Origin of the sequence: Streptococcus mitis, assembly GCF_023109235.1 — a bacterium.
GTDB lineage: Bacteria > Bacillota > Bacilli > Lactobacillales > Streptococcaceae > Streptococcus > Streptococcus mitis_DA.
Window position 1 is genome coordinate 157,852 of the sequence record NZ_JALDUC010000001.1, and the last position, 25,745, is coordinate 183,596.

17 protein-coding genes and 1 pseudogene are annotated in these 25,745 nt (G+C 42.7%); 17 read left to right on the forward strand and 1 reads right to left on the reverse strand.

The genetic code is table 11. The features are described 5' to 3' along the window. A complete protein-coding gene (locus tag M1F55_RS00845) occupies positions 1–765 on the forward strand; it encodes an amino acid ABC transporter ATP-binding protein (protein ID WP_004256702.1) in 765 nt (254 codons plus the stop codon). A gap of 75 nt (positions 766–840) precedes the next feature. On the opposite strand, the gene M1F55_RS00850 is transcribed toward M1F55_RS00845, so the two are convergent. Next, positions 841–4,737: a pullulanase gene (locus M1F55_RS00850; protein WP_247947077.1), complete on the reverse strand. Its 3,897-nt coding sequence runs from the start codon at positions 4,735–4,737 to the stop codon at positions 841–843. A 450-nt stretch (positions 4,738–5,187) separates the two neighbouring features. Here M1F55_RS00850 and rpoB point away from each other — a divergent pair, with 450 nt between their 5' ends. The 16 genes and pseudogenes from rpoB (at position 5,188) to M1F55_RS00930 (ending at position 25,736) form a co-directional block, all read left to right on the forward strand. Continuing rightward, complete coding sequence (gene rpoB / locus M1F55_RS00855) at positions 5,188–8,793, forward strand: DNA-directed RNA polymerase subunit beta (RefSeq protein ID WP_247932100.1); 3,606 nt, start codon at positions 5,188–5,190, stop codon at positions 8,791–8,793. A gap of 38 nt (positions 8,794–8,831) precedes the next feature. Next, a complete protein-coding gene (rpoC, locus tag M1F55_RS00860; protein WP_033685568.1) occupies positions 8,832–12,509 on the forward strand; it encodes a DNA-directed RNA polymerase subunit beta' in 3,678 nt (1,225 codons plus the stop codon). A gap of 305 nt (positions 12,510–12,814) precedes the next feature. Beyond that, the gene (ndk, locus tag M1F55_RS00865; RefSeq protein WP_004239114.1) at positions 12,815–13,237 is read left to right on the forward strand and encodes a nucleoside-diphosphate kinase; all 423 of its coding nucleotides are present in this window, start codon (positions 12,815–12,817) and stop codon (positions 13,235–13,237) included. Between the two features lie 132 nt (positions 13,238–13,369). Further along, positions 13,370–13,999 carry a hypothetical protein gene (locus M1F55_RS00870; protein WP_024056772.1) on the forward strand — a complete coding sequence of 210 codons (630 nt, stop codon included), beginning with the start codon at positions 13,370–13,372 and terminating at the stop codon, positions 13,997–13,999. A 95-nt stretch (positions 14,000–14,094) separates the two neighbouring features. Further along, the gene (tsaE, locus tag M1F55_RS00875; protein ID WP_024056773.1) at positions 14,095–14,538 is read left to right on the forward strand and encodes a tRNA (adenosine(37)-N6)-threonylcarbamoyltransferase complex ATPase subunit type 1 TsaE; all 444 of its coding nucleotides are present in this window, start codon (positions 14,095–14,097) and stop codon (positions 14,536–14,538) included. After that, the gene (locus tag M1F55_RS00880) at positions 14,528–15,046 is read left to right on the forward strand and encodes a GNAT family N-acetyltransferase (RefSeq protein ID WP_024056774.1); all 519 of its coding nucleotides are present in this window, start codon (positions 14,528–14,530) and stop codon (positions 15,044–15,046) included. The genes tsaE and M1F55_RS00880 overlap by 11 nt, the downstream gene beginning before the upstream one ends. 7 nt (positions 15,047–15,053) lie before the next feature. Next, positions 15,054–16,109, forward strand: a complete 1,056-nt coding sequence (lytR, locus tag M1F55_RS00885; RefSeq protein ID WP_004256717.1) for a glycopolymer--peptidoglycan transferase LytR — start codon at positions 15,054–15,056, stop codon at positions 16,107–16,109. 77 nt (positions 16,110–16,186) lie between these two features. Continuing rightward, entirely contained in the window at positions 16,187–17,443 is a 1,257-nt protein-coding gene (locus M1F55_RS00890) for a competence/damage-inducible protein A (protein WP_049501826.1), read from the forward strand. A gap of 54 nt (positions 17,444–17,497) precedes the next feature. Next, positions 17,498–18,664: a recombinase RecA gene (gene recA, locus M1F55_RS00895; RefSeq protein WP_049501827.1), complete on the forward strand. Its 1,167-nt coding sequence runs from the start codon at positions 17,498–17,500 to the stop codon at positions 18,662–18,664. Positions 18,665–18,765: 101 nt separating this feature from the next. Next, positions 18,766–20,136 (forward strand): MATE family efflux transporter, encoded by a 1,371-nt coding sequence (locus M1F55_RS00900; protein ID WP_049501828.1) that lies wholly within the window; start codon positions 18,766–18,768, stop codon positions 20,134–20,136. A gap of 96 nt (positions 20,137–20,232) precedes the next feature. Continuing rightward, the gene (locus tag M1F55_RS00905) at positions 20,233–20,949 is read left to right on the forward strand and encodes a YebC/PmpR family DNA-binding transcriptional regulator (RefSeq protein WP_247947078.1); all 717 of its coding nucleotides are present in this window, start codon (positions 20,233–20,235) and stop codon (positions 20,947–20,949) included. A gap of 100 nt (positions 20,950–21,049) precedes the next feature. Further along, positions 21,050–21,199, forward strand: a pseudogene (locus tag M1F55_RS00910) (single stranded DNA-binding domain-containing protein); the annotation flags it as partial. A 278-nt stretch (positions 21,200–21,477) separates the two neighbouring features. After that, positions 21,478–22,464 carry a substrate-binding domain-containing protein gene (locus M1F55_RS00915; RefSeq protein ID WP_247947079.1) on the forward strand — a complete coding sequence of 329 codons (987 nt, stop codon included), beginning with the start codon at positions 21,478–21,480 and terminating at the stop codon, positions 22,462–22,464. After that, a complete protein-coding gene (locus M1F55_RS00920; RefSeq protein WP_049501830.1) occupies positions 22,464–23,780 on the forward strand; it encodes a sensor histidine kinase in 1,317 nt (438 codons plus the stop codon). Before M1F55_RS00915 ends, M1F55_RS00920 begins: the two co-directional genes overlap by 1 nt. Further along, positions 23,773–24,456 carry a response regulator transcription factor gene (locus M1F55_RS00925; protein ID WP_004256751.1) on the forward strand — a complete coding sequence of 228 codons (684 nt, stop codon included), beginning with the start codon at positions 23,773–23,775 and terminating at the stop codon, positions 24,454–24,456. The genes M1F55_RS00920 and M1F55_RS00925 overlap by 8 nt, the downstream gene beginning before the upstream one ends. Then, on the forward strand, positions 24,453–25,736 hold the full coding sequence (locus tag M1F55_RS00930) for an ABC transporter substrate-binding protein (RefSeq protein ID WP_049501831.1): 1,284 nt from the start codon (positions 24,453–24,455) through the stop codon (positions 25,734–25,736). The genes M1F55_RS00925 and M1F55_RS00930 overlap by 4 nt, the downstream gene beginning before the upstream one ends. The last annotated feature ends 9 nt before the right edge of the window (positions 25,737–25,745 follow it).

Genomic DNA, 25,745 nt, shown 5'->3' on the forward strand with positions numbered 1-25,745 from the left:
ATGTTACAAGTAGAACATGTTGCAAAAAAATTTGGAGACAGACAAGTCCTAGAAGATGTTAATCTCAAGGTCAACCAAGGGGATGTGGTTGTAATATTGGGGCCATCTGGATCAGGTAAAACGACTTTTCTCAGATGTCTCAATCATTTAGAAAAAGCCGATAGTGGCTCTTTGAAGCTTGCTGATAAAGAATACGATCTTGGCAAATTGACCAAAAAAGATATTTTAGAAATTCGCCAGAAGACTGCCTTTGTTTTTCAACATTATAATTTATTTGCTAATAAAACGGCCTTGGAAAATATTTTGGAGGGCTTGATTATTGCTCGGAAAATTCCTAAGGAAGAAGCAACCAAACGTGCGGAAGCTGCCTTAGAAAAAGTTGGTTTACTAGCTTATAAAGATTATTATCCTTCTCAGCTTTCTGGAGGCCAGCAACAACGAATTGGCATTGCGCGTGCCATCGCTGTGAAACCAGAGGTCATTTTATTAGATGAGCCGACATCGGCCTTGGATCCAGAGTTGGTAGGAGATGTTTTAGATGTTTTAAAACAGTTAGCTAAAGAAGGAGTTACTATGGTAGTAGTGACTCATGAGATGGGTTTTGCCAGAGATGTAGCCAACCATGTCATTTTTATGGATGGTGGGAAAATTGTTGAAGAAAATAATGCCCATGATTTCTTTAGTCGTCCAAAAGAAGAAAGAACCAAGCAATTTTTGGCACGAATACTCTCGGATGCGACCTATAGTGTGGAATATATGATTTGACAGATAGGATTATCAGGGCAAAAATTAATCCCCCGAGCTTTAATGCTTGGGGGATTGTTCTATAGGAGGGCTAGTTTAGTTCTCTTTTTTGTTTTTTAGTAAGAACCCGAGACCTAGAAGGGCAAGGAGACTAATTCCTGCAAACAGGAGTTTGTGATCGTTTTTGGTTCCTGTATTTGGAAGTTCAGCTTGTTTAGCTAGAGGCGCAGGTATATTTTCCTTGCTAGGGTTTTCTACTGATTCGTTTTGAACAGCTTCACTTACAGATGATGCTTGTGCTTCTTGTGCTGGTTGTTCAGCTTGTGAATCAGCTGTAGCTTGGCTAGGTTTATTTTCTGCATCAGCTACTTTTGCATCTGGTTTTGCAGAATCAGGTTTAGTTTGTGGAGCTGGAGTTTGCTGTTCCGGTTTGACTACTCGGTTTGACATATTGTCTTGGATATTATATTGCCCTTGTTCTTGTTTTAAGCTAGAAAGGTCAAATTCTGGTTTTTCTTCCACAGCTGGGGCAACGATGGCACCGCCTTGAGAGATTCTAAGAACAGTAGCTGTAAGGGCATTTAATTTCAAGCCTTTTTCAGTCCATTCGAGTCCTTTCGGGTTGGCAATTCCTACTGGCCCTGCTTGGTTTTCATCTGCTAAAACTTCAGCATTTCTGAGGTGGGCAAAGGCAGTTCCCAAATTAAATTCGCGAGCTTTTTCGTCCGCATTGACAAAGACTGCGTAGATGTCTCCATTTGGAGCAGTGATTTGGTAGCCAATTACTACGTCCTCTTTTGCCACACCATTTTGGCCTGGGACAGTGATGAGGTGGACACGGTCTTTGATATCTTGGAGACTCTTAAGTCGGAAGGCATCTGTAGATTGACGAAGAGCAATCAACCCTTTCATATAGTCACGGCTCTTGACATTTTCAGGATATGCTTTTCCATCTGTAGCCTTAGTCCAGTCAAACTTGTTAATAGCATCACTCGAATCGTAAGAGTCATGGATGAAGTAAGGATAGTCAAATGGATTGCCGTCCTTATCACGCAACAAGTGAGATTTGTTTGGAACCTTATCCTCCGATACTGGAGTCTTGTAGGCTGGGTCACGGAATTGTTTAGTACGTCCGTATTCCTGACCAGAGTGGATAAACGGAGTTCCTTGAGATGTCAAGACCATGAGGTTTCCAAGTCGCAAACGACGGTGGATTTCAGCATAGTTCTCAGCCTTGCTTGGGTCTTTTTTGATAGACTGGGCGATGATGTCAAAGAGGGTCAAGTTATCATGGGCTGCGATGTATTGGATGACATCTCCAGGGCTGTCAGCTTCAAAGTTGGTTGGTTGAGCAATGATATTTTTGAAGATGGTGTTGATATCACGCTTGCCACCTGTGATAAAGGCAGGTTGACCTTCGTTTGGATAACCAGACTTGAGGTTGTTACGAATGTCATCTGAAAAGACAGCGACTGTATCGGTATGTTTCATCCAATCTTGGTCAGCAGCTTTAGTAGGCATGTTCTCATCACCTGCATAGGTTCTCCAACCTTCACCAAGCATGATTAAGTGTGGATTGAGGGCGCGTGCGGCCTTGTACGCTTCTTCAATAGAAGCTGCATCATGGTCTCCCATCATATCGAAGCGGAATCCATCCACTTTGTAGGTATCAACTAGATATTTGATAGAGTCAACTAGGAGTCGTTTGGTCATATGGTGGGTTGTCCCCAAGCGTCCACCACCAAAGCTAGTGCGAGGTGTCCCATCAGCATCCATAAAGTGGTAGTAGTTTGGCTCTAAATCTTCAAAGATATCGACCTTGGCTGTATGGTTATACACTACATCTAGGATAGCTCCCATACCACGTTTGTGGATCTCGTTGATGAGGTTTTTAAATTCTGCGATTCGTTTTTCTGGATTTTTAGGATCGCTTGAATACATACCAGTCAAGGAGAAGTAGTTTTGAGGATCATATCCCCAGTTATAGTTGCTGTTGCTTGAAGCATAGTCAGACAAGCGTTCATGGTTTTTCAATTCATTGACAAAGTAGTAAGACAAGACTGGAAGGAGCTGGATGTGGGTTACACCCAAGTCTTTGAGATAGTCTAGTTTTTCAATAAATGCTTCAAAGGTACCAAATGGTTTGGTTAAGTCTTTTGCAATGGCAGGATCTGAAGTAAAGTCACGCACATGAGCTTCGTAGATAACGGCATCTTCACGAGTCTTGAAATTGTGAATCTTACCATAAGTCAAGTCTTGAGGTCCGAGTTTGGCTGGATCTACAAAGGCGGCTTTAGCCACTTTATGGGCATCGTCAATCTTAGCATCGTCACTATTCCAAGCAGCGAGGGACTTAGCGTAAGGATCGAGTGCAAGAACAGTTTTACCTTGACGTTCGATTTGGTATTGATAATAGTATCCAGTGAAATCTGTGATTCCGAGTTTGTTTGTGCTATCTAGAGTTTGTTTCCAAGTTCCTCTTTCCCCTTTTTCAAGAGCGACAGTTCCAACCACTTTTTCAGGGTTATTCTTGTCGTAGACAACGACAGAAACCTTGTCAGCACTTGGTGACCAAAGGGTTAAATCAACTTGTTTTCCTTCTTCTTTTAGGTCAGCTCCAAGTTTGCCATCATAACTATAAGTCTCATCTTTCAGACGCCAGCTTGTTTTGGTAGTGAATTGGTCAGCGTTGTAGCTCACGGTATAAGGATGTTTTGTGTCCGAGAAATCTCCACTGTAGGTCACTTTCTTACCAGCTTCATCGATTGCAACATCGGTGATAGCTACTTTATTTCCTAGGTGATTAGTGATGTTGGAGTGTTTGAGGATATCCTCTTTTTTAGCACCGACAAGTGTTGAAAAACTACTCTCAATGCTAGAAGTGCCTACGTGTTGGGCTCCTGTCATACGGATATCATGGACATAGTATGGATTTGTGTAAATCGATTCATCATCGTCTTTTAGGAAAATTTGGCTATGATTTTTTAAATCTGTGAACTTATAATCTTCTTTACGGATTTTCACATCGTCTCCTTGTTTGTTTCTGTCTAGTAATAAAAATCCAAGGTCTTTAGCTGCATCTTTGAGTGGAATATCGATATAGCGACCATATTTGCCTGTAGCCGTAAAGTCTGTTCCATTAGGCCATTCACCACTACTTGGCTCTTTCACATCTCCCCAGTACCAGAGAGACTTCTTGTCATAGTTGCCATCTGTGCGGTAGTAGTTGACACGAATAGTTCCTGCAGGCTGTGGTTCGTAAGAGAAAACCTTGTTATCTTGGTCCAACCAAGCCTCATTCATCTTTGGTGCCAGTTTTTCTACTGATTTATCGCCGGTTAGATTTTTCCCAGCTGTATTATTGATGAGGAAGCTAATTTTCTTGGCTTGTTCTCCCTTTAATTTGACATCTAGGTAGTAGCCATAGTCATCTTTTTTGGCATCCTTGAAGGACAAGGCTCCGTTAGGCCAGTTTTCAGATGGTTTTTCAACATCGTCCCAAGTCCATAGTCCTTGAGCATCCTTGTTTTCTTCAGGAAGCTTTTTGACATGGATACGGAAGTAGTTGTCTTCTATTGGTTCTTCTGCCTTAGTTTCAGTCGTTACTGGACTCGTAGAAGTAGTTGGTTCACTTGAACGATCTTGTCCGGTTTGTGGGGCTGAATCGGCGGGAGTTGCAGCAGGAGTAGTTGGCTCTGTTGCAGGTTTTTCTTCTGTTTTCTTTAGGGAAGCGTTTGCACTATCGGGTGAAGAAAAATCGCTTTCGTTCTTGCCAGCGATGTTTGTTGCATCAGTAAGAGGTTGAGTAAGGGAGGTCGTATTTCTGTTGCTGGGTTCGTTAGTGGTTGGTGTATTTTCGTTTGCTGAGATAGTTGGTGTAGCCATGGCAAGCAGAATAAGGCTTGCTCCAATAAGGACAGAACCAGTTCCATTTTTGAGGGAACGGATGCTGTAGACCATTTTTTTCTCAGTTTGAGATGGTATTTTTCTCATAATGATTCTCCAATCAATAAATTTCTATCATCAGTATAGCACTTAGTAAAATAAGATGCAAGCGTTTTCCTAAAATTAAAATAAAAGAAAAAATCGCAACAAATTTTGTTACGATTAAGCCAGTATTTCTTATAGGAAAAGATTTTGTCAAAAATTCATCAATCCCCTTGAAAAATCTAGCTAAATAAGGTATAATATGAGTAATCATTTGTCGTAGGTTTTGTCTGAAATATTGTCCAGACAAGGCTCACAGCAGTTAAATCTTCTGAAAAAGTCAGATTTAGCTGCTCTTTTTGTGCTTTTTTTCAGGATTTTGAGTACTTGTAACAAAGACTTAAAGATTCTGAAAATTTATCAAGAGGACACGGTGATAGGGGTTTTTAAAACCATATGACGATTAGAAAAGCCTGATTGACAAGGCTTGGAACTTATTTACAAAGGAGAATCATCTTGGCAGGACATGACGTTCAATACGGGAAACATCGTACCCGTCGTAGTTTTTCAAGAATCAAAGAAGTTCTTGACTTACCAAATTTGATTGAAATTCAAACTGACTCATTCAAAGATTTCCTAGACCATGGTCTTAAGGAAGTGTTTGAAGATGTATTGCCAATTTCAAACTTCACAGACACAATGGAGTTGGAATTTGTTGGATATGAAATCAAGGAACCAAAATACACGCTAGAAGAAGCTCGTATCCACGATGCTAGCTACTCAGCACCAATTTTTGTAACCTTCCGCTTGATCAATAAAGAAACAGGCGAAATCAAGACCCAAGAAGTTTTCTTTGGTGATTTCCCAATCATGACAGAAATGGGTACTTTCATCATCAATGGTGGTGAACGTATTATCGTTTCTCAGTTGGTCCGTTCACCAGGTGTTTACTTTAACGATAAAGTTGATAAAAACGGTAAAGTGGGCTACGGTTCAACTGTTATCCCTAACCGTGGAGCTTGGTTGGAACTTGAAAGCGACTCAAAAGATATCGCCTACACTCGTATCGACCGTACTCGTAAGATTCCATTTACGACATTGGTTCGTGCGCTTGGTTTCTCAGGTGATGATGAAATCTTTGATATCTTTGGTGATAGCGAATTGGTTCGCAACACTGTTGAAAAAGATATCCATAAGAACCCAATGGACTCTCGTACAGACGAAGCCTTGAAAGAAATTTACGAACGCCTTCGTCCAGGTGAGCCTAAGACTGCTGAAAGCTCACGTAGCTTGCTTGTGGCACGCTTCTTTGACCCACGTCGCTATGATTTAGCAGCAGTTGGTCGTTACAAAATCAATAAAAAACTCAATGTTAAAACACGCTTGCTTAACCAAACTATTGCTGAGCCATTGGTAGACTCTGAAACAGGAGAAATCTTGGTAGAAGCTGGAACAATCATGACTCGTAGTGTGATTGAAAGCATTGAAAGCCATTTGGATGGTGATTTGAACAAGATTGTTTACATTCCAAATGATGCAGCTGTTGTGACTGAGCCAGTTGTTCTTCAAAAATTCAAGGTTGTTGCTCCAACTGATCCAGACCGTGTTGTAACGATCATCGGTAATGCTAATCCAGATGACAAGGTTCGTATCGTCACTCCTGCAGATATCCTTGCTGAGATGAGTTACTTCCTCAACTTGGCTGAAGGACTTGGCCGTGTAGATGATATTGACCACCTTGGAAACCGTCGTATCCGTGCGGTTGGTGAATTGCTTGCTAACCAAGTACGTCTTGGACTTTCTCGTATGGAACGTAATGTCCGTGAACGTATGTCTGTTCAAGATAACGAAGTCTTGACACCACAACAAATTATCAATATCCGTCCTGTAACAGCTGCGGTTAAAGAATTCTTTGGTTCATCACAGTTGTCACAGTTCATGGACCAACACAACCCACTTTCTGAGTTGTCTCACAAACGCCGTTTGTCAGCCTTGGGGCCTGGTGGTTTGACACGTGACCGTGCTGGATATGAAGTACGTGACGTGCACTACACTCACTACGGTCGTATGTGTCCAATCGAGACACCTGAAGGACCTAACATCGGTTTGATCAATAACTTGTCATCTTACGGACACTTGAACAAATATGGTTTTGTTCAAACACCATACCGTAAAGTTGACCGTGAAACAGGTGTTGTTACGAACGAAATCGTTTGGTTGACAGCCGATGAAGAAGATGAATTTACTGTAGCACAGGCTAATTCTCGTCTGAATGAAGATGGAACATTTGCTGAGAAAGTTGTCATGGGTCGTCACCAAGGGGTCAACCAAGAGTATCCAGCTAATGTTGTTGACTATATGGACGTATCACCAAAACAGGTAGTTGCCGTTGCGACAGCATGTATTCCTTTCTTGGAAAACGATGACTCCAACCGTGCCCTTATGGGAGCCAACATGCAACGTCAGGCTGTACCATTGATTAATCCTAAAGCACCTTACGTTGGTACTGGTATGGAATACCAAGCAGCCCACGATTCAGGAGCTGCTGTGATTGCTCAGTATGACGGTAAAGTTACCTATGCAGATGCTGACAAGGTAGAAGTTCGTCGTGAAGATGGTTCATTGGACGTTTACCACATCCAAAAATTCCGTCGTTCAAACTCAGGTACTGCTTACAACCAACGCACTCTCGTAAAAGTTGGCGATGTCGTTGAAAAAGGCGATTTCATTGCTGACGGACCTTCTATGGAAAATGGAGAAATGGCGCTTGGACAAAACCCAATCGTTGCCTACATGACTTGGGAAGGTTACAACTTCGAGGATGCTGTTATCATGAGCGAACGCTTGGTTAAAGACGATGTCTACACATCTGTCCACCTTGAAGAATACGAATCAGAAACACGCGATACAAAGCTTGGGCCTGAAGAAATTACTCGTGAAATTCCAAACGTTGGTGAAGATGCCCTTAAAGACCTTGACGAAATGGGTATTATCCGTATCGGTGCCGAGGTTAAAGAAGGTGATATCCTTGTAGGTAAAGTAACACCTAAGGGTGAGAAAGACCTTTCAGCTGAAGAACGTCTCTTACACGCTATCTTTGGAGACAAGTCACGTGAAGTACGTGATACTTCTCTTCGTGTACCACACGGTGCTGATGGTGTCGTTCGTGATGTTAAGATCTTTACACGTGCAAATGGAGATGAATTGCAATCAGGTGTTAATATGCTGGTTCGCGTCTACATCGCTCAAAAACGTAAGATCAAGGTTGGAGATAAGATGGCCGGACGTCACGGAAATAAAGGGGTTGTCTCTCGTATCGTTCCTGTAGAAGACATGCCTTATCTTCCAGACGGAACTCCAGTCGATATCATGTTGAACCCACTTGGGGTGCCATCACGTATGAATATCGGTCAGGTTATGGAGCTTCACCTTGGTATGGCTGCTCGTACTCTTGGTATTCACATCGCAACACCAGTCTTTGACGGAGCAAGTTCAGAAGACCTTTGGTCAACTGTTAAAGAAGCAGGTATGGATAGCGATGCCAAAACGATCCTTTACGATGGACGTACTGGTGAACCATTTGATAACCGTGTTTCTGTCGGAGTCATGTACATGATCAAACTCCACCACATGGTTGATGATAAATTGCACGCGCGTTCAGTCGGACCTTACTCAACCGTTACCCAACAACCACTCGGAGGTAAAGCTCAGTTTGGTGGACAACGTTTCGGTGAGATGGAGGTTTGGGCTCTTGAAGCCTACGGTGCCTCAAATGTCCTCCAAGAAATCTTGACTTACAAGTCTGACGATATCAACGGACGTTTGAAAGCTTATGAAGCCATTACAAAAGGAAAACCAATTCCAAAACCAGGTGTTCCAGAATCCTTCCGAGTTCTTGTCAAAGAATTGCAATCTCTTGGTCTTGACATGCGTGTCCTAGACGAAGATGACCAAGAAGTGGAACTTCGCGACTTGGATGAAGGAATGGACGAAGATGTCATCCACGTAGATGACCTTGAAAAAGCCCGCGAAAAAGCAGCACAAGAGGCTAAAGCAGCCTTTGAAGCTGAAGAAGCTGAGAAAGCAACAAAAGCGGAAGCAACAGAAGAAGCTGCTGAATAAGAATAAGCAGTTCACTTAGAATAGAAAGGGAAGAAATAGTGGTTGATGTAAATCGTTTTAAAAGTATGCAAATCACCCTAGCTTCTCCAAGCAAAGTCCGTTCATGGTCTTATGGAGAAGTCAAAAAACCTGAAACAATCAATTACCGTACTTTGAAACCAGAACGTGAAGGACTCTTTGATGAAGTTATCTTTGGTCCTACAAAAGACTGGGAATGTGCTTGTGGTAAGTACAAACGCATTCGTTACAGAGGAATTGTTTGTGACCGTTGTGGGGTTGAAGTAACGCGTACAAAAGTTCGTCGTGAGCGTATGGGGCATATCGAATTGAAAGCTCCTGTATCTCACATCTGGTACTTCAAGGGGATTCCAAGCCGTATGGGCTTGACCCTTGATATGAGCCCTCGTGCCCTCGAGGAAGTTATCTACTTTGCGGCTTATGTGGTGATTGATCCTAAGGATACACCACTTGAGCACAAGTCTATCATGACAGAGCGCGAATACCGTGAGCGCTTGCGTGAGTATGGCTATGGATCATTCGTTGCCAAGATGGGTGCCGAAGCCATCCAAGACCTTTTAAAACAAGTAGATCTTGAAAAAGAAATTGCTGAACTCAAAGAAGAGTTAAAAACAGCTACTGGACAAAAACGTGTCAAAGCTATCCGTCGTTTGGATGTTTTGGATGCCTTTTACAAATCTGGAAACAAACCGGAATGGATGATTCTCAACATCCTTCCAGTTATTCCACCAGATCTTCGTCCAATGTTGCAGTTGGATGGTGGCCGTTTTGCCTCATCTGACTTGAATGACCTTTACCGCCGTGTTATCAACCGTAACAATCGTTTGGCTCGTTTGCTTGAGTTGAATGCACCAGGTATCATCGTTCAAAATGAGAAGCGTATGCTTCAAGAAGCGGTTGACGCTTTGATTGACAATGGTCGTCGTGGTCGTCCAATCACAGGACCAGGTAGCCGTCCTCTTAAATCATTGAGCCACATGCTTAAAGGTAAACAAGGACGCTTCCGTCAAAACTTGCTCGGTAAACGTGTTGACTTCTCAGGACGTTCCGTTATCGCCGTTGGTCCAACGCTTAAGATGTACCAATGTGGTGTGCCACGTGAAATGGCGATTGAGCTCTTTAAACCATTCGTTATGCGAGAAATCGTTGCCCGTGATATTGTGCAAAACGTCAAAGCTGCTAAACGCTTGGTCGAACGCGGAGATGAGCGTATCTGGGATATCCTTGAAGAAGTGATCAAAGAACACCCAGTACTTTTGAACCGCGCACCTACCCTTCACCGTTTGGGTATCCAAGCCTTCGAGCCAGTCTTGATTGATGGTAAGGCTCTTCGCTTACATCCGCTTGTCTGTGAAGCCTACAATGCCGACTTTGACGGGGACCAAATGGCCATCCACGTACCGCTTTCAGAAGAAGCCCAAGCAGAAGCTCGTATCTTGATGCTAGCTGCTGAGCACATCTTGAACCCGAAAGATGGTAAACCAGTTGTTACTCCATCTCAGGATATGGTTTTGGGTAACTACTACTTGACCATGGAAGAAGCTGGTCGTGAAGGTGAAGGAATGGTCTTCAAGGACCGTGATGAAGCGGTTATGGCTTACCGTAATGGTTATGTTCACCTTCACTCACGTGTTGGTATTGCAACAGACAGCCTCAACAAACCTTGGACAGAAGAGCAAAAACACAAGGTCTTGCTTACAACAGTTGGTAAAATCCTCTTCAACGACATCATGCCAGAGGGTCTACCATACTTGCAAGAACCAAACAATGCCAACTTGACAGAAGGCGTTCCAGCTAAATACTTCTTGCCACTTGGTGGAGATATCAAGGAAGCTATCAGCAATCTTGAACTTAACCCTCCTTTCAAGAAGAAAAACCTTGGAAATATCATCGCTGAAATCTTCAAACGTTTCCGTACGACAGAAACTTCTGCCCTACTTGACCGTATGAAGAACCTCGGTTACCACCACTCAACTCTTGCAGGATTGACAGTGGGTATTGCCGATATCCCAGTCGTTGACGACAAGGCTGAAATCATTGAAGAATCACACAAACGTGTAGAACAAATCACAAAACAATTCCGTCGTGGTATGATCACAGATGACGAGCGTTACAATGCTGTTACAGCTGAATGGCGTGCTGCCCGTGAAAAACTTGAGAAACGCTTGATTGCCAACCAAGATCCTAAGAACCCAATCGTTATGATGATGGACTCTGGAGCCCGTGGTAACATCTCAAACTTCTCACAGCTTGCCGGTATGCGTGGTCTGATGGCTGCTCCGAATGGACGTATCATGGAATTGCCAATCCTTTCAAACTTCCGCGAAGGTTTGTCAGTACTCGAAATGTTCTTCTCAACTCACGGTGCGCGTAAAGGTATGACCGATACGGCCCTTAAGACAGCCGACTCAGGTTACTTGACACGTCGTTTGGTTGACGTTGCCCAAGACGTTATCATCCGTGAGGACGACTGTGGAACTGACCGTGGTCTCTTGATCCGCTCTATCGCAGAAGGAAAAGAAATGATCGAGTCACTCGAAGAGCGTCTCAATGGTCGTTACACTAAGAAAACTGTTAAACATCCAGAAACTGGTGCAGTGATTATTGGTCCAAATGAGTTGATTACAGAAGACAAGGCGCGTGAAATTGTTAATGCTGGTGTGGAAGAAGTGACTATCCGCTCTGTATTTACATGTAACACTCGTCATGGTGTCTGTCGTCACTGTTACGGTATCAACTTGGCGACTGGTGATGCGGTTGAAGTTGGTGAAGCAGTTGGTACAATCGCTGCCCAATCTATCGGGGAACCTGGTACACAGCTTACAATGCGTACCTTCCACACGGGTGGGGTTGCCTCAAATACCGATATCACTCAGGGTCTTCCTCGTGTCCAAGAAATCTTTGAAGCCCGCAATCCTAAAGGGGAAGCGGTTATCACAGAGGTTAAAGGACAAGTTACTGCTATCGAAGAAGATGCATCAACTCGTACTAAGAAAGTCTTTGTTAAGGGTGAAACTGGCGAAGGTGAATACGTCGTTCCATTTACAGCTCGTATGCGTGTTGAAGTTGGAGACCAAGTAGCGCGTGGTGCTGCTCTTACAGAAGGTTCTATCCAACCAAAACGTCTCCTTGCAGTTCGTGATGTCTTGTCAGTTGAAACTTACCTTCTCGGTGAAGTACAAAAAGTTTACCGTAGCCAAGGGGTAGAAATCGGTGACAAACATATCGAGGTAATGGTTCGTCAAATGATCCGTAAAGTCCGTGTCATGGATCCAGGTGACACAGATCTTCTCATGGGTACCCTCATGGATATCAATGACTTTACAGATGCCAACAAAGATGTCCTTATTGCAGGTGGAGTTCCAGCGACAGGTCGCCCAGTTCTTATGGGAATTACCAAAGCCTCACTTGAAACAAATAGTTTCTTGTCAGCGGCTTCCTTCCAGGAAACAACTCGTGTCCTTACTGATGCGGCTATCCGTGGTAAGAAAGACCATCTCCTTGGACTTAAGGAAAATGTTATCATCGGTAAGATCATCCCAGCTGGTACTGGTATGGCCCGTTACCGTAACCTTGAACCACATGCTATCAACGAAGAAGAATACCTTAATCCTCCAGTAGAGGAAGAAGGGGATGAAGAAATAACAGAAGTAGTTGTGGATACTGCCGTTGAAACTGTGGAAGAAACAGTAGAATAAAAGAGAATGAGAGAGCCTTCGGGTTCTCTTTCTCTTTTCTGAAAACTTTCTCCATTTTTCCATGAAATGTGGTAAAATAATACTCAATGAAAATCAAAGAGCAAACTAGGAAACTAGCCGTAGGTTGCTCAAAGCACTGCTTTGAGGTTGTAGATAGAACTGACGAAGTCAGCTCAAAACACTGTTTTGAGGTTGTGGATAGAACTGACGAAGTCAGTAACCATACCTACGGTAAGGCGACGTTGACGTGGTTTGAAGAGATTTTCGAAGAGTATAAAAGAAAGAAGCTGACAAAGGAGACAGGTATGGAACAAACATTTTTTATCATTAAACCAGACGGTGTAAAAAGAGGATTAGTGGGTGAGGTGTTGAAACGCATCGAACAACGTGGATTTACAATCGAAAAATTGGAGTTGCGTACAAAGGTTTCAGAAGGGTTAATTGATCAGCACTATCAGGACTTGGTTGGTCAAAGTTTTTACCCACCGATTCGTGAATTTATGACTTCAGGACCGGTTCTTGTAGGTATCATTTCTGGTCCCAAAGTAATTGAAACTTGGCGGACTATGATGGGTGCAACTCGTCCAGAAGAAGCTTTACCAGGAACTATTCGAGGTGATTTTGCAAAAGCTGCTGGAGAAAATGAGGTTATCCAAAATGTTGTGCATGGTTCAGATTCAGAAGAGTCAGCTAAGCGAGAAATTGCTCTTTGGTTTGAAGAGAAATAGTAAAAGTTTGATGTAAGGGATACTTGCGTCAAACTTTTTTGCATTTTAGAGTAGAAAACTGACAGTTGAGAAATATTCTAGCAATGGTGAGGCTTTCTAGCATATAATAAGAGCAAGTATGGAGGAAGAATGATGGAAAAAATGAAAAAGCAAATTCGAGTTTTGTTATTGCTGACAGTTTTTGGTCTTAGCAGCTGTTCTTGTTTAAGTTTATCTACTTGGGCCTTGATGTTAAATCAAAACTGCTTCTATTATTTAGTTGGCATGTTGCTTCTTGCCAGTATTGGTGCAGGGCTAAACTATTATAGAGGGCAGGGAAATCAATCTTATTCAGTTTTTAAGGAAGATAAGCAACAATTCTTGTATAGTCTCTTGCTCTTAGTAAATATTTTGGGTTTAGCTTTAATTGTCATAGAACATATCCTTGCAGGAAATACATCCGTAGAAGGATTTGTGGAAGCCTTTCTACCGAGTTTCTTTTTCTTATTTGGGATTGATTTGTTAGTTTTTCTGCCGATTCAGAAGTATGTAAATGGAGTGAAAAAGTTTTTGGGAAAGAAGGAAATCTGTTTTATTAGTGGACTAGCTATTCTAATCTTTCTCAGAAATCCTTGGATGCTATTGTCCATGACCTTTTATATTGCCTTGGGGATGCTATTTCTAGGACTGTTGGTGCCAAAAGTCATTCGCTGGGAAGTTTCATTTTACAGTCATTTGATGAGAGATATCTTGTTAGTTGTCTTCTTACTGTTTCTATTTTAAGAACAAAAAAAGAGATAGTTCTAGTTTTACAATTTATAATATGGAATTCATAGATAATACCTAGACAAAGGACAACTTTTTGGTATAATAGAAACATGTACACTAAAAACGAAGAAGAGTTACAGTCCTTAGGTGAACGTTTGGGCTATTTATTAGAAAAGAATGATGTCTTAATTTTAACTGGTGAACTTGGAGCAGGCAAAACGACATTTACAAAAGGTCTTGCTAAAGGATTACATATTTCTCAGATGATTAAGAGTCCAACCTACACTATCGTAAGAGAGTATGAAGGTCGTCTTCCACTTTACCACCTAGATGTTTATCGTATAGAGGGGGATGCTGATTCTATTGATTTAGATGAGTTTCTCTTTGGTGGTGGGGTAACTGTCATCGAGTGGGGACATCTTTTAGGTGATGCCTTGCCAGATACTTATTTAGAATTAGAAATTCTAAAAGAGGAAGATGGTCGCAGATTAAACTTCAAAGCCAAGGGTTTGCGTGCAGAAAAACTCTTAGAGGAGCTTCAACATGGAGTATGAGTTGCTCATTAGGGAAGCAGAAATTGAAGATGCGGCTGAGTTAGTATCATTTTTAAATCGTGTTAGTGTAGAAACAGATTTTACTAGTCTGGACAGGGATGGTATTTTGATGACAGATACTGAGATGGAGTCGTTTTTGGATAAACAGGCTCACTCGGAAAATCAAATCACTTTACTGGCCTTGCTGAATGATGAAATTGCTGGTCTTGTAAATATCACAGCTGATCAACGTAAGAGAGTTCGTCATATTGGAGATCTCTTTATTGTGATTGGTAAGAAATATTGGAATAATGGATTGGGAAGTTTGTTGATAGAAGAAGCGATAGAGTGGGCACAAGCTAGTGGTATTCTTCGTCGACTTCAACTAACTGTCCAAACTCGTAATCAAGCTGCAGTTCATCTATATCAAAAATATGGCTTTGTAATTGAAGGTAGACAAGAGCGCGGTGCGTACATAGAAGAAGGGAAATTTATCGATGTTTACTTGATGGGTAAACTGATAGATTAGTAGAAATATGGTTAAAAAAATTATTGGAATGGTGCTAGCTTTTCTAGCTGTGACAGTTTTGGGTGTGGGTGTCTTTGCTTATACCATTTATCAGCAAGGTACACAAACCTTATCAAAAACCTATAAAAAGATTGGGGAAGAAACCAATGTTATTGAGGCGACTGAACCCTTAACGATCCTTTTAATGGGGGTTGATACTGGAAACGTTGAACGAACTGACCCTTGGGAGGGGAATAGTGATTCTATGATTCTCTTGACGGTTAATCCGCATACGAAAAAGACTATGATGTTGAGTTTAGAGAGAGATATTTTGACGAAAATTCAGCATAAAGATGGTCAAATCGAAGAAGCGAAACTGAACGCAGCTTATGCTGGAGGAGGTGCAGAATTAGCTATCTCAACGATTCAAAGGATGATGAATATCCATATTGACCGCTATATTATGGTCAATATGCAAGGTTTGCAACAATTGGTAGATGCAGTGGGCGGGATTACGGTTAATAATACACTAGGTTTCCCGATTTCTATCAGTGACCAAGAGGAATTTAACACCATTTCTATCGGTGTTGGAGAGCAGACAATAAATGGAGAAGAAGCGCTTGTTTATTCTCGCATGCGCTACCAGGATCCAGAAGGGGACTACGGACGTCAGAAGCGTCAGCGTGAAGTCATTCAAAAGGTTGTTGAAAAAGTTCTTAGCTTGAATAGTGTTAGTCACTATCAATCTATCCTAAAAGCCTTAAGTACCAATATGCAGACTAATATTGATCTATCTGCGAAAAGTATTCCAAGCTTGTTAGGTTACCAGGACTCGTTTAAAACGATTGAAACTCAACAATTACGAGGAGAAGATGCCGAATTGCAAGGGACATCTTATCAAATTGTAACTGCTAACCATTTGTTAGAAATCCAGAATCTTTTGAGAACCTCACTTGATAAACCGAAGGTGACAGAGTTAGAGACAAATGCTGTCTTATATGAAGATATTTTCGGAAATCGAAATAATACCGGTTTGGGAACAGGTACGATTAATAATACAATAAATCAAGAAGATGTAGAATAATCTATTTTATAGTTAAAATCGTGGGAAATTTCCTGCGATTTTTTCAAAAAAATACGAATAGATAGGTAGGAGGAAACATGAAAGCAGAAATCATTGCTGTTGGAACAGAGATTTTGACAGGACAGATTGTCAATACCAATGCTCAGTTTTTGTCGGAAAAACTAGCAGAGATTGGGGTAGATGTATATTTTCAGACGGCTGTAGGAGACAATGAAGCTCGTCTCTTATCCCTGCTTGAGATTGCCAGTCAACGTAGCAGCCTGCTGATTTTGACAGGCGGTTTGGGGCCAACTGAGGACGATTTGACCAAACAAACCCTGGCTAAATTCTTAGGGAAAAAATTAGTCTTCGATCCTCAGGCACAGGCGAAGTTGGATGTCTTTTTTGCCCAGAGACCAGACTATGCCCGAACACCGAATAATGAAAGACAAGCTCAACTTGTAGAAGGGGCGACTCCGCTGCCAAATGAAACAGGACTGGCTGTGGGAGGAATATTAGAAGTCGAAGGAGTGACCTACGTTGTCCTTCCAGGTCCACCAAGTGAATTGAAGCCTATGGTCTTAAATCACCTTCTACCTAAGTTGATGACAGGAAGCAAGCTGTATTCCCGAGTTCTTCGTTTCTTTGGAATTGGCGAAAGTCAGTTGGTGACCATTTTGGCTGATTTAATTGACAATCAAACAGATCCAACCTTAGCCCCTTATGCCAAGACAGGAGAAGTCACTCTGCGTCTGTCAACAAAATCTAGCAGTCGAGAAGAGGCGAATCAAGCGTTGGATATTTTGGAAAATCAAATCTTGAACTACCAGACTTTTGAAGGTCTTTCTTTACGAGAACTTTGTTATGGTTATGGGGAAGAGTCCAGCTTGGCCAGTATTGTGGTAGAAGAACTGAAAAAGCAAGGGAAAACCATCACGGCTGCAGAGAGTTTGACGGCAGGTCTTTTCCAAGCAACTGTGGCCGATTTTTCAGGAGCTTCAAGTATATTTAAGGGTGGTTTCGTGACCTATAGCTTGGAGGAAAAATCAAAGATGTTGGATATTCCTGCCAAGGATTTGGAAGAACATGGTGTGGTGTCTGAATATACAGCCCAGAAGATGGCTGAGCAGGCACGAAGCAAGACCCAGTCAGATTTTGGCCTTAGTTTGACTGGAGTAGCAGGGCCAGACAGCCTAGAAGGGCACCCAGCTGGGACAGTCTTCATAGGCTTGGCTAAAGAGCAAGGAACTGAGGTCATCAAGGTTAATATTGGAGGTAGAAGTCGAGCAGATGTACGTCACATTGCGGTTATGCATGCCTTTAACCTAGTTCGCAAGGCTTTATTAAGTGACTAACTTTTGATATAATAGTAGATAGGTCTAAGGACCATTAGAATGTAGGAGAATAGAATGGCGAAAAAACCAAAAAAATTAGATGAAATTTCAAAAAAATTCGGGGCAGAACGTGAAAAAGCCTTGAATGACGCTCTTAAATTGATTGAGAAAGACTTTGGTAAGGGTTCAATCATGCGTTTGGGTGAACGTGCAGAGCAAAAGGTGCAAGTGATGAGTTCAGGTTCTTTGGCTCTTGACATTGCCCTTGGTTCAGGTGGTTATCCTAAGGGACGTATCATTGAAATTTATGGACCAGAGTCATCTGGTAAGACAACAGTTGCCCTTCATGCAGTTGCGCAAGCGCAAAAAGAAGGTGGGATTGCAGCCTTTATCGATGCGGAGCATGCCCTTGATCCAGCTTATGCTGCGGCTCTTGGGGTCAATATTGACGAATTGCTCTTGTCACAACCAGACTCAGGAGAGCAAGGTCTTGAAATTGCAGGAAAATTGATTGACTCAGGTGCTGTGGACCTTGTCGTAGTCGACTCAGTTGCGGCCCTTGTTCCTCGTGCGGAAATTGATGGAGATATCGGAGATAGCCACGTTGGTTTGCAGGCTCGTATGATGAGTCAGGCCATGCGTAAACTTGGTGCTTCTATCAATAAAACCAAAACAATTGCCATCTTTATCAACCAATTGCGTGAAAAAGTTGGGGTCATGTTTGGAAATCCAGAAACAACTCCTGGTGGACGTGCCTTGAAATTCTACGCATCAGTCCGTTTGGATGTTCGTGGAAGCACGCAAATCAAGGGAACTGGTGACCAAAAAGACACCAATGTCGGTAAAGAAACTAAGATTAAGGTCGTGAAAAACAAGGTGGCTCCGCCATTTAAGGAAGCCTTTGTTGAAATCATGTACGGAGAAGGAATTTCTAAGACTGGTGAGCTTTTGAAGATTGCAAGCGATTTGGATATCATCAAAAAAGCAGGAGCTTGGTACTCTTACAAGGATGAGAAAATTGGGCAAGGTTCTGAAAATGCTAAGAAATACTTGGCAGATAATCCAGAAATCTTTGATGAAATTGACCATCAAGTTCGTGTTCAATTTGGTTTGATTGATGGAGAAGAAGCTTCTGTAGAAGGTGCTGAAACTAAAAAAGATGACGCAGTCCAAGCAGATTCTATGAATGAAGAAGTGACACTTGACCTAGGCGACGAACTTGAAATCGAAATTGAAGAATAAGTTGTTAAAGTAGTGGAGAAATTCACTGCTTTTTCATTGCCTAGTTCTGGCATAGTTTGCTGTTTCTTGTCGCTCCTCTAGAAAGCTGATATAATAGCCTTATGAATAAAAAACGAACAGTGGACCTGATTCATGGTCCTATTCTTCCCTCGCTCTTGAGTTTTGCCTTTCCAATCTTGCTGTCCAATATTTTCCAACAACTCTATAATACCGCTGATGTCTTGATTGTTGGACGATTTCTTGGTCAAGATTCCTTGGCTGCAGTAGGAGCGACAACGGCCATTTTTGATCTGATTATTGGCTTTACTCTTGGTGTCGGAAATGGTATGGGGATTGTCATTGCCCGCTATTATGGAGCTCGGAATTTCACTAAAATAAAGGAAGCGGTAGCAGCTACCTGGATTTTAGGTGCTCTCTTGAGTATTGTGGTTATGTTGCTGGGCTTTCTTGGTTTGTATCCTCTTTTACAGTACCTAGATACCCCTTCTGAAATCCTCCCTCAATCTTATCAATATATTTCTATGATTGTGACCTGTGTTGGTGTCAGCTTTGCTTATAATCTCTTTGCAGGTTTGTTGAGATCCATTGGTGATAGTCTAGCTGCGCTTGGCTTTCTGGTTTTCTCTGCCTTGGTTAATGTGGTTCTAGATCTCTATTTTATTACGCAATTGCATCTTGGAGTCCAATCGGCGGGACTTGCTACCATCATTTCGCAAGGCTTATCAGCGGTTCTCTGCTTTTACTATATTCGTAAAAGTGTGCCAGAGCTACTTCCTCAACTCAAACACTTTAAGTGGAATAAGGCTTTATATGCGGATCTCTTGGAGCAAGGTTTGGCTATGGGCTTGATGAGTTCGATTGTGTCCATCGGCAGTGTGATTTTACAGTCTTCTGTTAATACCTTTGGTGCAGTGATTATTAGTGCCCAGACGGCAGCTCGACGCATTATGGCTTTCGCCCTTCTTCCTATGACCGCTATTTCTGCTTCGATGACGACCTTTGCTTCTCAGAATTTAGGTGCTAAGCGCCCAGACCGCATTGTCCAAGGTCTTAGAATCGGCAGTCGCTTAAGTATGTCCTGGGCAGTTTTTGTTTGTGTCTTCCTCTTTTTTGTCAGTCCTGCCTTGGTTTCCTTCTTGGCCAGTTCAACGGATGGTTACTTGGTAGAAAATGGTAGTCTCTACCTGCAAATCAGCTCAGCCTTTTATCCTATTTTGAGTCTCTTGTTGATTTATCGCAATTGCTTGCAGGGCTTGGGGCAAAAGGTTCTTCCTCTGGTTTCCAGCTTTATTGAACTAATCGGAAAAATCGCTTTTGTGGTCTTGATTATTCCTTGGGCAGGCTATAAGGGTGTTATCCTCTGCGAACCTCTTATCTGGGTTGCCATGACCGTTCAATTGTACTTCTCACTCTTCCGTCATCCTTTGATAAAAGAAGGCAAGGTCATCTTGGCAACAAAAGTGTTATCATAGTTCGATTTGCTGAATAAAATCTATTTCCTCTAGTGAAAATCAAAAAAACTTGTGTTATAATAAGAAAGATTAAAATGTGAAAAAAGGAGATTCCTAATGGGACGTAAATGGGCCAATATCGTAGCCAAGAAAACGGCTAAAGATGGAGCTAACTCTAAAGTATATGCAAAATTTGGTGTAGAAATCTATGTAGCAGCTAAAAAAGGTGATCCAGATCCAGAATCAAACTCAGCTTTGAAATTCGTTATCGACCGTGCTAAACAAGCCCAAGTGCCAAAACACGTTATCGATAAAGCTTTGGACAAGGCTAAAGGAAACACAGACGAAACCTTTACAGAAGGACGTTACGAAGGGTTTGGACCAAATGGTTCTATGCTGATCGTTGATACATTGACTTCTAACGTCAACCGTACAGCAGCCAATGTCCGTGCTGCTTTTGGTAAAAACGGCGGAAACATGGGTGCTTCAGGTTCGGTTTCATACCTCTTCGACAACAAGGGTGTAATCGTATTTGCTGGTGAAGATGCAGATGCAGTCTTTGAGCAATTGTTAGAAGCAGATGTGGATGTGGACGATGTAGAAGCAGAAGAAGGAACAATCACGGTTTATACTGCGTCAACTGACCTTCACAAGGCTATCGTTGCCCTTCGTGAGTCAGGTATCGAAGAATTCCAAGTGACAGAATTGGAAATGATTCCTCAGTCTGAAGTGGAATTGTCAGGGGATGACCTTGAAACCTTTGAAAAACTATACAGCGTTCTTGAAGACGACGAAGACGTACAAAAAATCTACACAAACGTAGATGGGTTCTAATTTAACATAGAAAACATAATCCTAAGTGAGAAAATCACTTGGGATTTTTGGCTCTTTGTCAACTGTAGTGGGTTGACAAAGAGCCACCTTGGCTAGCGCTGAGAAGGAGGGGTCGACCCATTATGTGACAGAGGTGCTCTGTCATAGCTTCCAGCTCCTGGAAAGTCGCGCCCAGCATGCTCTGCGTGAAAATAACGGCGGAGCTGATTTCGCAGATTTAGTGTTGGAAGAAGAGGAACTTCCCTTTTAAGCAAGATGCAAAGAGTGGGAAATGACCTAGCTCTAAAAAATCAGCATTAAGTTTTGTAAGATGCAAGATCTGTTTGACTGAATTCTATTTCTCTCAAGCTTTTAAAAGTTTAATTATGATTGCCAAGGTGGGACCAAGAATCAAAAATCAATGAATTTTTAGATTCTGTCTCGCCTTTTTTATGATAGTCATTTTGGAAAGATTTTGCTTTTTGGCGGTTTTGTAATATAATAATCCTATATGTTTCATAAAGGCGCTTACGGCATAGGGGATGAAAAATGGTAGCAGCTAATGTCAAAAAACGGGTTCAGCATTATCAGAAGAAGGCTCTCTGGTCACTTTCCATTCTGCTTATTTTTGCTTTGTTTTTTGTTTATTTCAAGGGCGTTCTGCCAGATGAGAAGCAGGTCAAGATTGGGGTAACCTACATGACCATGAATAATGATTTTTATAAGATCTTAAATGCGGAGCTGGAGAAGAAAACCAACCAGCAGGGCAGCCGGCTTTACGTGCGGGATCCTGAGCTGGATGAGGGCAAGCAGAGCCAGCAGATTGACTTTTTTGTCCGAGAAAAGGTTGATGTCATTGTTATCAATCCGGTAAAAAGTAATAGTCCAAGTATCATTACCTCTCTTCAAAAGGCCAAGAAAGCTGGGATTAAAATCATCGTAGTGGATGCGCCTATCAGTCAGGATGTAAAAGTGGATACGACTATTGTGTCGGATAACTACCAAGCAGGCGTCCTGATTGCCCAGGACATGATGAAGCGCTTGCCTTCTGCTAATATTCTCCTTCTAGAGCACCGCAATGCCGTCTCTGCTATGGACCGGATTCAGGGATTTATTGATACGATTGAAAAACAGCCTAGCTACAAGATTATTTCCCAGAAAGAAACACTAGGCCAGACAGAGGAAAGCATGCCGCAAGTAAAAAGTGCCTTAGACGAAGGATTGGACTTTAATGTAGTCATGGCGCTCAATGATCGGGTAGCTATCGGGGCCTTGGCTGCTATTAAAAATCAAGGTCTTGATAAGAAAATCTCCATCTACGGCGTGGATGGATCGCCTGATATCAAAAACTTTTTGGCTACGACTAGCGATATAGAGGGAACCGTGGCCCAATCGCCCATTCAGATGGGACGCAAGGTGGCACAGGTAATTGAGCTGATGCAGGAGGAGAAATCCTACGACAGCCAATACCTGATTCCTGTTCATCTGGTTAATAGAGATAATATCAGTCAATACACAGTTACAGGGTGGCAATAATGAGACCTCAAAAAAGTATATTTTACAGCAAAATAGCCTTGATGGTCATCAATCTGATTGCCATTGTCTATAATGCGTCCATCTATCTCTTTGCGACCAACTATGTAACGGCTAAGGGCTTCAGTCACTCCCTCTTGGAGCGTTTGGATGCTATTCCGGGCTCTCCTAGCCTAATCTTCTGGGTATCTATTAGCCTGTATGCCTGTCTGCTTTTAGTCATGTACTATCGGGAGCGCCACCCCAATCAGCTGTCCGTCTATGACAAGGCGACCATTATTGAAATCCTGCTCATGCTGGTCATCTTTTCCGTCTTGCACTCGTCCTACAATGGCTTGATTCTCTTGGTGTTTGCGGATATTTTCTATGGCTCTAAGGAGTTCAATGCTTCCAAGGACAAGAAGTACTGGTTTTCTTTCATTATTTTGAGCTTTGGCATGCTGCTCTTGTCCAACTATAACCTCATGTCGCTCTTTATCAAGCTGCCGTCTTTGGATACCTATATTCGTTTTTATCCTGAGTCTGTACGCTTTTTGCTCTTGTTTGGCAAGAACTTTCTCTACTCGCTTAATATTGTCGTCTTTATGATTTCCTTGCTATTCTATATCTTGTCGGCTATTACGGAGCGCCATCGTATTGAGGAAGAGCTTCGCATGGCTTTTCAAGCCAATCGCGAGCTGAACTCTTACCTAGCTTTGTCTGAGAAAATAGCAGAAGATCGAGAGCGGAAGCGGATTGCCAGAGAGATCCACGATACATTAGGTCATGCCCTGACGGGTATTTCAGCTGGTATTGATGCGGTCAAGGTCTTGGTTGATATTGACACCAACCGAGCTAAGGAGCAGCTTAATAATGTCTCTGTCGTTGTTCGAGATGGTATCCGTGATGTCCGCGGCTCGCTCAATAAGATGCGCCCGGGAGCTCTGGAAAATAACACTTTGAAGGAAGCTCTGATTAAGATTATCCGTGAGTATGAAGCCATCTCCAACTTGGAGATTCATCTCCTCTACAAATGGGATAATATTGACTTGGATATTGCCAAGGAAGACATTGTCTTCCGGGTGATCCAGGAGTCGATTACCAACTCTGTCCGCCATGGTCATGCCAAGACTATCTGGATTGAGCTACTAGAGGAAGAAGAAGCTTATGTAATGACCATTCAGGATGATGGTGTTGGCTTTGATGAACTCCACTATGGCTATGGCCTCAAGCAGATGCAGGAGCGCCTAATGATTATTGGCGGAAGCGTCCGCTTTGAAAATCGGGACGGTTTCTACACGCATATCAAAATTCCAAAAATAGGAGGAAGACATGATTAAGGTTTTAATAGCAGACGATCAGGCCTTGATTCGCGAGTCTCTGCAAATCATTCTGTCTGCCCACGCAGATATTGAGGTAGTCGGGACGGTCGGAGACGGCAAGGAAGTGCTGGAAAAGCTTCATCGGGTGCGCCCAGATGTGATTTTGATGGATATTCGCATGCCAGTCATGGATGGTGTTCTCTGTACCAAGGCTGTCAAGGAGCAGTATCCAGATGTCAAGATTATCATCCTGACGACCTTTGACGATGATGAATTTATCTTCTCAGCTCTCAAATACGGTGCATCTGGTTATATTCTTAAAGGGGTTTCGACAGAAGAACTTCATGAAGCTATTCAGACAGTCTATCGAGGCGGAGCTATGATCAATCCCAATATTGCCACCAAGGTCTTCAAAATCTTTTCACAGATGGCCCAGTCCAACTTTGCCATCACAGTGACAGAGGAAAATGTGGAGGACATGAACCGGACGGAGTGGAAGATTATCCAGCAGATTAGCTTTGGGATTTCTAATAAGGAAATTGCAGCCAAACTCTTTCTATCAGAAGGGACAGTCCGTAATTATCTATCGGGTATCCTAGCCAAGCTCAACCTGCGTGACCGGACCCAACTGGCTATCTGGGCCGTACAGACTGGAGTCACCCAGAGAGATTTTAGTAAGGAAGGCGACAAATGAAGTGGAGATTGAGAAATTTGTCCCTGCTGGTTGTCCTGATTATATCTGTTGCTCTGGCTTTTGTATTTTGGGCTTCAGCTCAGGACAAAGTCCTGCGTATCGGGGTCTATGCTGGTTCTAGCTGGGATGTGCCTAACAGTCGCGAAAACAAGGTCTTGGACAGCCTGATTAAAAGATTTGAAAAGACGCATCCTCCTGTCAAGGTCGTTTACGAAAGCGGTATTCCCAAGGATGATTATGCTGACTGGCTGGCAGAGCAAGTCTTGAAAGGCGAGCAACCAGATCTCTTTATGGTGCCAGAAAACGACTTTAGCATGTTGGCTTCGACTGGCGCGCTTAAATCCTTGGATCCCCTCCTAACGGATGATAAGCGAAAGGCTTTTTATCCAGTGGCTTATGAAGCTGGGCAATATCAGGGAGTCAGCTATGCCCTTCCAGTTGAGAGCAATCCTATCATGATGTGTGTCAATAAAGACCTGCTTGAAAAAGAAGGAATTAGCATTCCTGAGTCAGGATGGACCCTGGCGGATTTCTATGAGATTTGCAAGAAAGTAACCAAGGATACCAATGGCGATGGTGTGGTGGATCAGTACGGTATAACGGATTACACTTGGCAGCAGGCTCTGGTAGCTTACGGCGGCCATCTTACCGATAAATCCGGTATCACTGTGGACAGCGCAGAGATGCACCAAGCCTTGGCCTTTATGAGCAAGCTAGATATGCTCAGCCAGCACTATAAGGTGACTTCTAATGACTTTGATGAGGGACGGGTGGCTTTCTATCCTATGAGTCTGGCCCAGTATCGGACCTACAAGCCTTACCCTTACCATGTTGCCAAGTATTCTAGCTTTTCTTGGACCTGTATCCCCATGCCAACAGCTAATAGCCAGGTGATGGGGACACAGGTCAAGACCTCGCTCTTTGCCATGTCTTCCAATACCAAGCAAGAGAAGCTGGCTTGGGAATTTATGCTCTTGCTGTCACAGGATAAAGAAAGCCAGCAGGCCTTGTTTGAAAAATCGCAGGGGACCTCAGTCTTACCATCTGTGGTGAAAAGTCAACAGGCTAGAGAAATCTTACAGGCAGATGATTTTGGCTTGGATTCCTTGACTTCTGAGAGGCTAGACCACATGATGAATCGCTCCATCATTGACATCAGTCTAGAAGTAGACCGTCATACCATGGACCGGATGGACTATCTGATTCAAAATGCTATGCAGAATCAAGAGATTGACAGTGCCTTGCCGAGCATTCAAAGAGAAATAGAAAGCGGAAAATAATCTGCTTTC

What these genes read in the sequence shown, in the direction of transcription:
- M1F55_RS00845 (WP_004256702.1), top strand. Translation starts at nt 1, where the DNA reads ATGTTACAAGTAGAACATGTTGCAAAAAAATTTGGAGACAGACAAGTC.
- M1F55_RS00915 (WP_247947079.1), top strand. Translation starts at nt 21,478, where the DNA reads ATGGTAGCAGCTAATGTCAAAAAACGGGTTCAGCATTATCAGAAGAAG.
- M1F55_RS00900 (WP_049501828.1), top strand. Translation starts at nt 18,766, where the DNA reads ATGAATAAAAAACGAACAGTGGACCTGATTCATGGTCCTATTCTTCCC.
- tsaE (WP_024056773.1), top strand. Translation starts at nt 14,095, where the DNA reads ATGTACACTAAAAACGAAGAAGAGTTACAGTCCTTAGGTGAACGTTTG.
- M1F55_RS00870 (WP_024056772.1), top strand. Translation starts at nt 13,370, where the DNA reads ATGGAAAAAATGAAAAAGCAAATTCGAGTTTTGTTATTGCTGACAGTT.
- M1F55_RS00850 (WP_247947077.1), bottom strand. Translation starts at nt 4,737, where the DNA reads ATGAGAAAAATACCATCTCAAACTGAGAAAAAAATGGTCTACAGCATC.
- lytR (WP_004256717.1), top strand. Translation starts at nt 15,054, where the DNA reads ATGGTTAAAAAAATTATTGGAATGGTGCTAGCTTTTCTAGCTGTGACA.
- M1F55_RS00930 (WP_049501831.1), top strand. Translation starts at nt 24,453, where the DNA reads ATGAAGTGGAGATTGAGAAATTTGTCCCTGCTGGTTGTCCTGATTATA.
- M1F55_RS00890 (WP_049501826.1), top strand. Translation starts at nt 16,187, where the DNA reads ATGAAAGCAGAAATCATTGCTGTTGGAACAGAGATTTTGACAGGACAG.
- ndk (WP_004239114.1), top strand. Translation starts at nt 12,815, where the DNA reads ATGGAACAAACATTTTTTATCATTAAACCAGACGGTGTAAAAAGAGGA.
- M1F55_RS00920 (WP_049501830.1), top strand. Translation starts at nt 22,464, where the DNA reads ATGAGACCTCAAAAAAGTATATTTTACAGCAAAATAGCCTTGATGGTC.
- M1F55_RS00880 (WP_024056774.1), top strand. Translation starts at nt 14,528, where the DNA reads ATGGAGTATGAGTTGCTCATTAGGGAAGCAGAAATTGAAGATGCGGCT.
- M1F55_RS00905 (WP_247947078.1), top strand. Translation starts at nt 20,233, where the DNA reads ATGGGACGTAAATGGGCCAATATCGTAGCCAAGAAAACGGCTAAAGAT.
- recA (WP_049501827.1), top strand. Translation starts at nt 17,498, where the DNA reads ATGGCGAAAAAACCAAAAAAATTAGATGAAATTTCAAAAAAATTCGGG.
- M1F55_RS00925 (WP_004256751.1), top strand. Translation starts at nt 23,773, where the DNA reads ATGATTAAGGTTTTAATAGCAGACGATCAGGCCTTGATTCGCGAGTCT.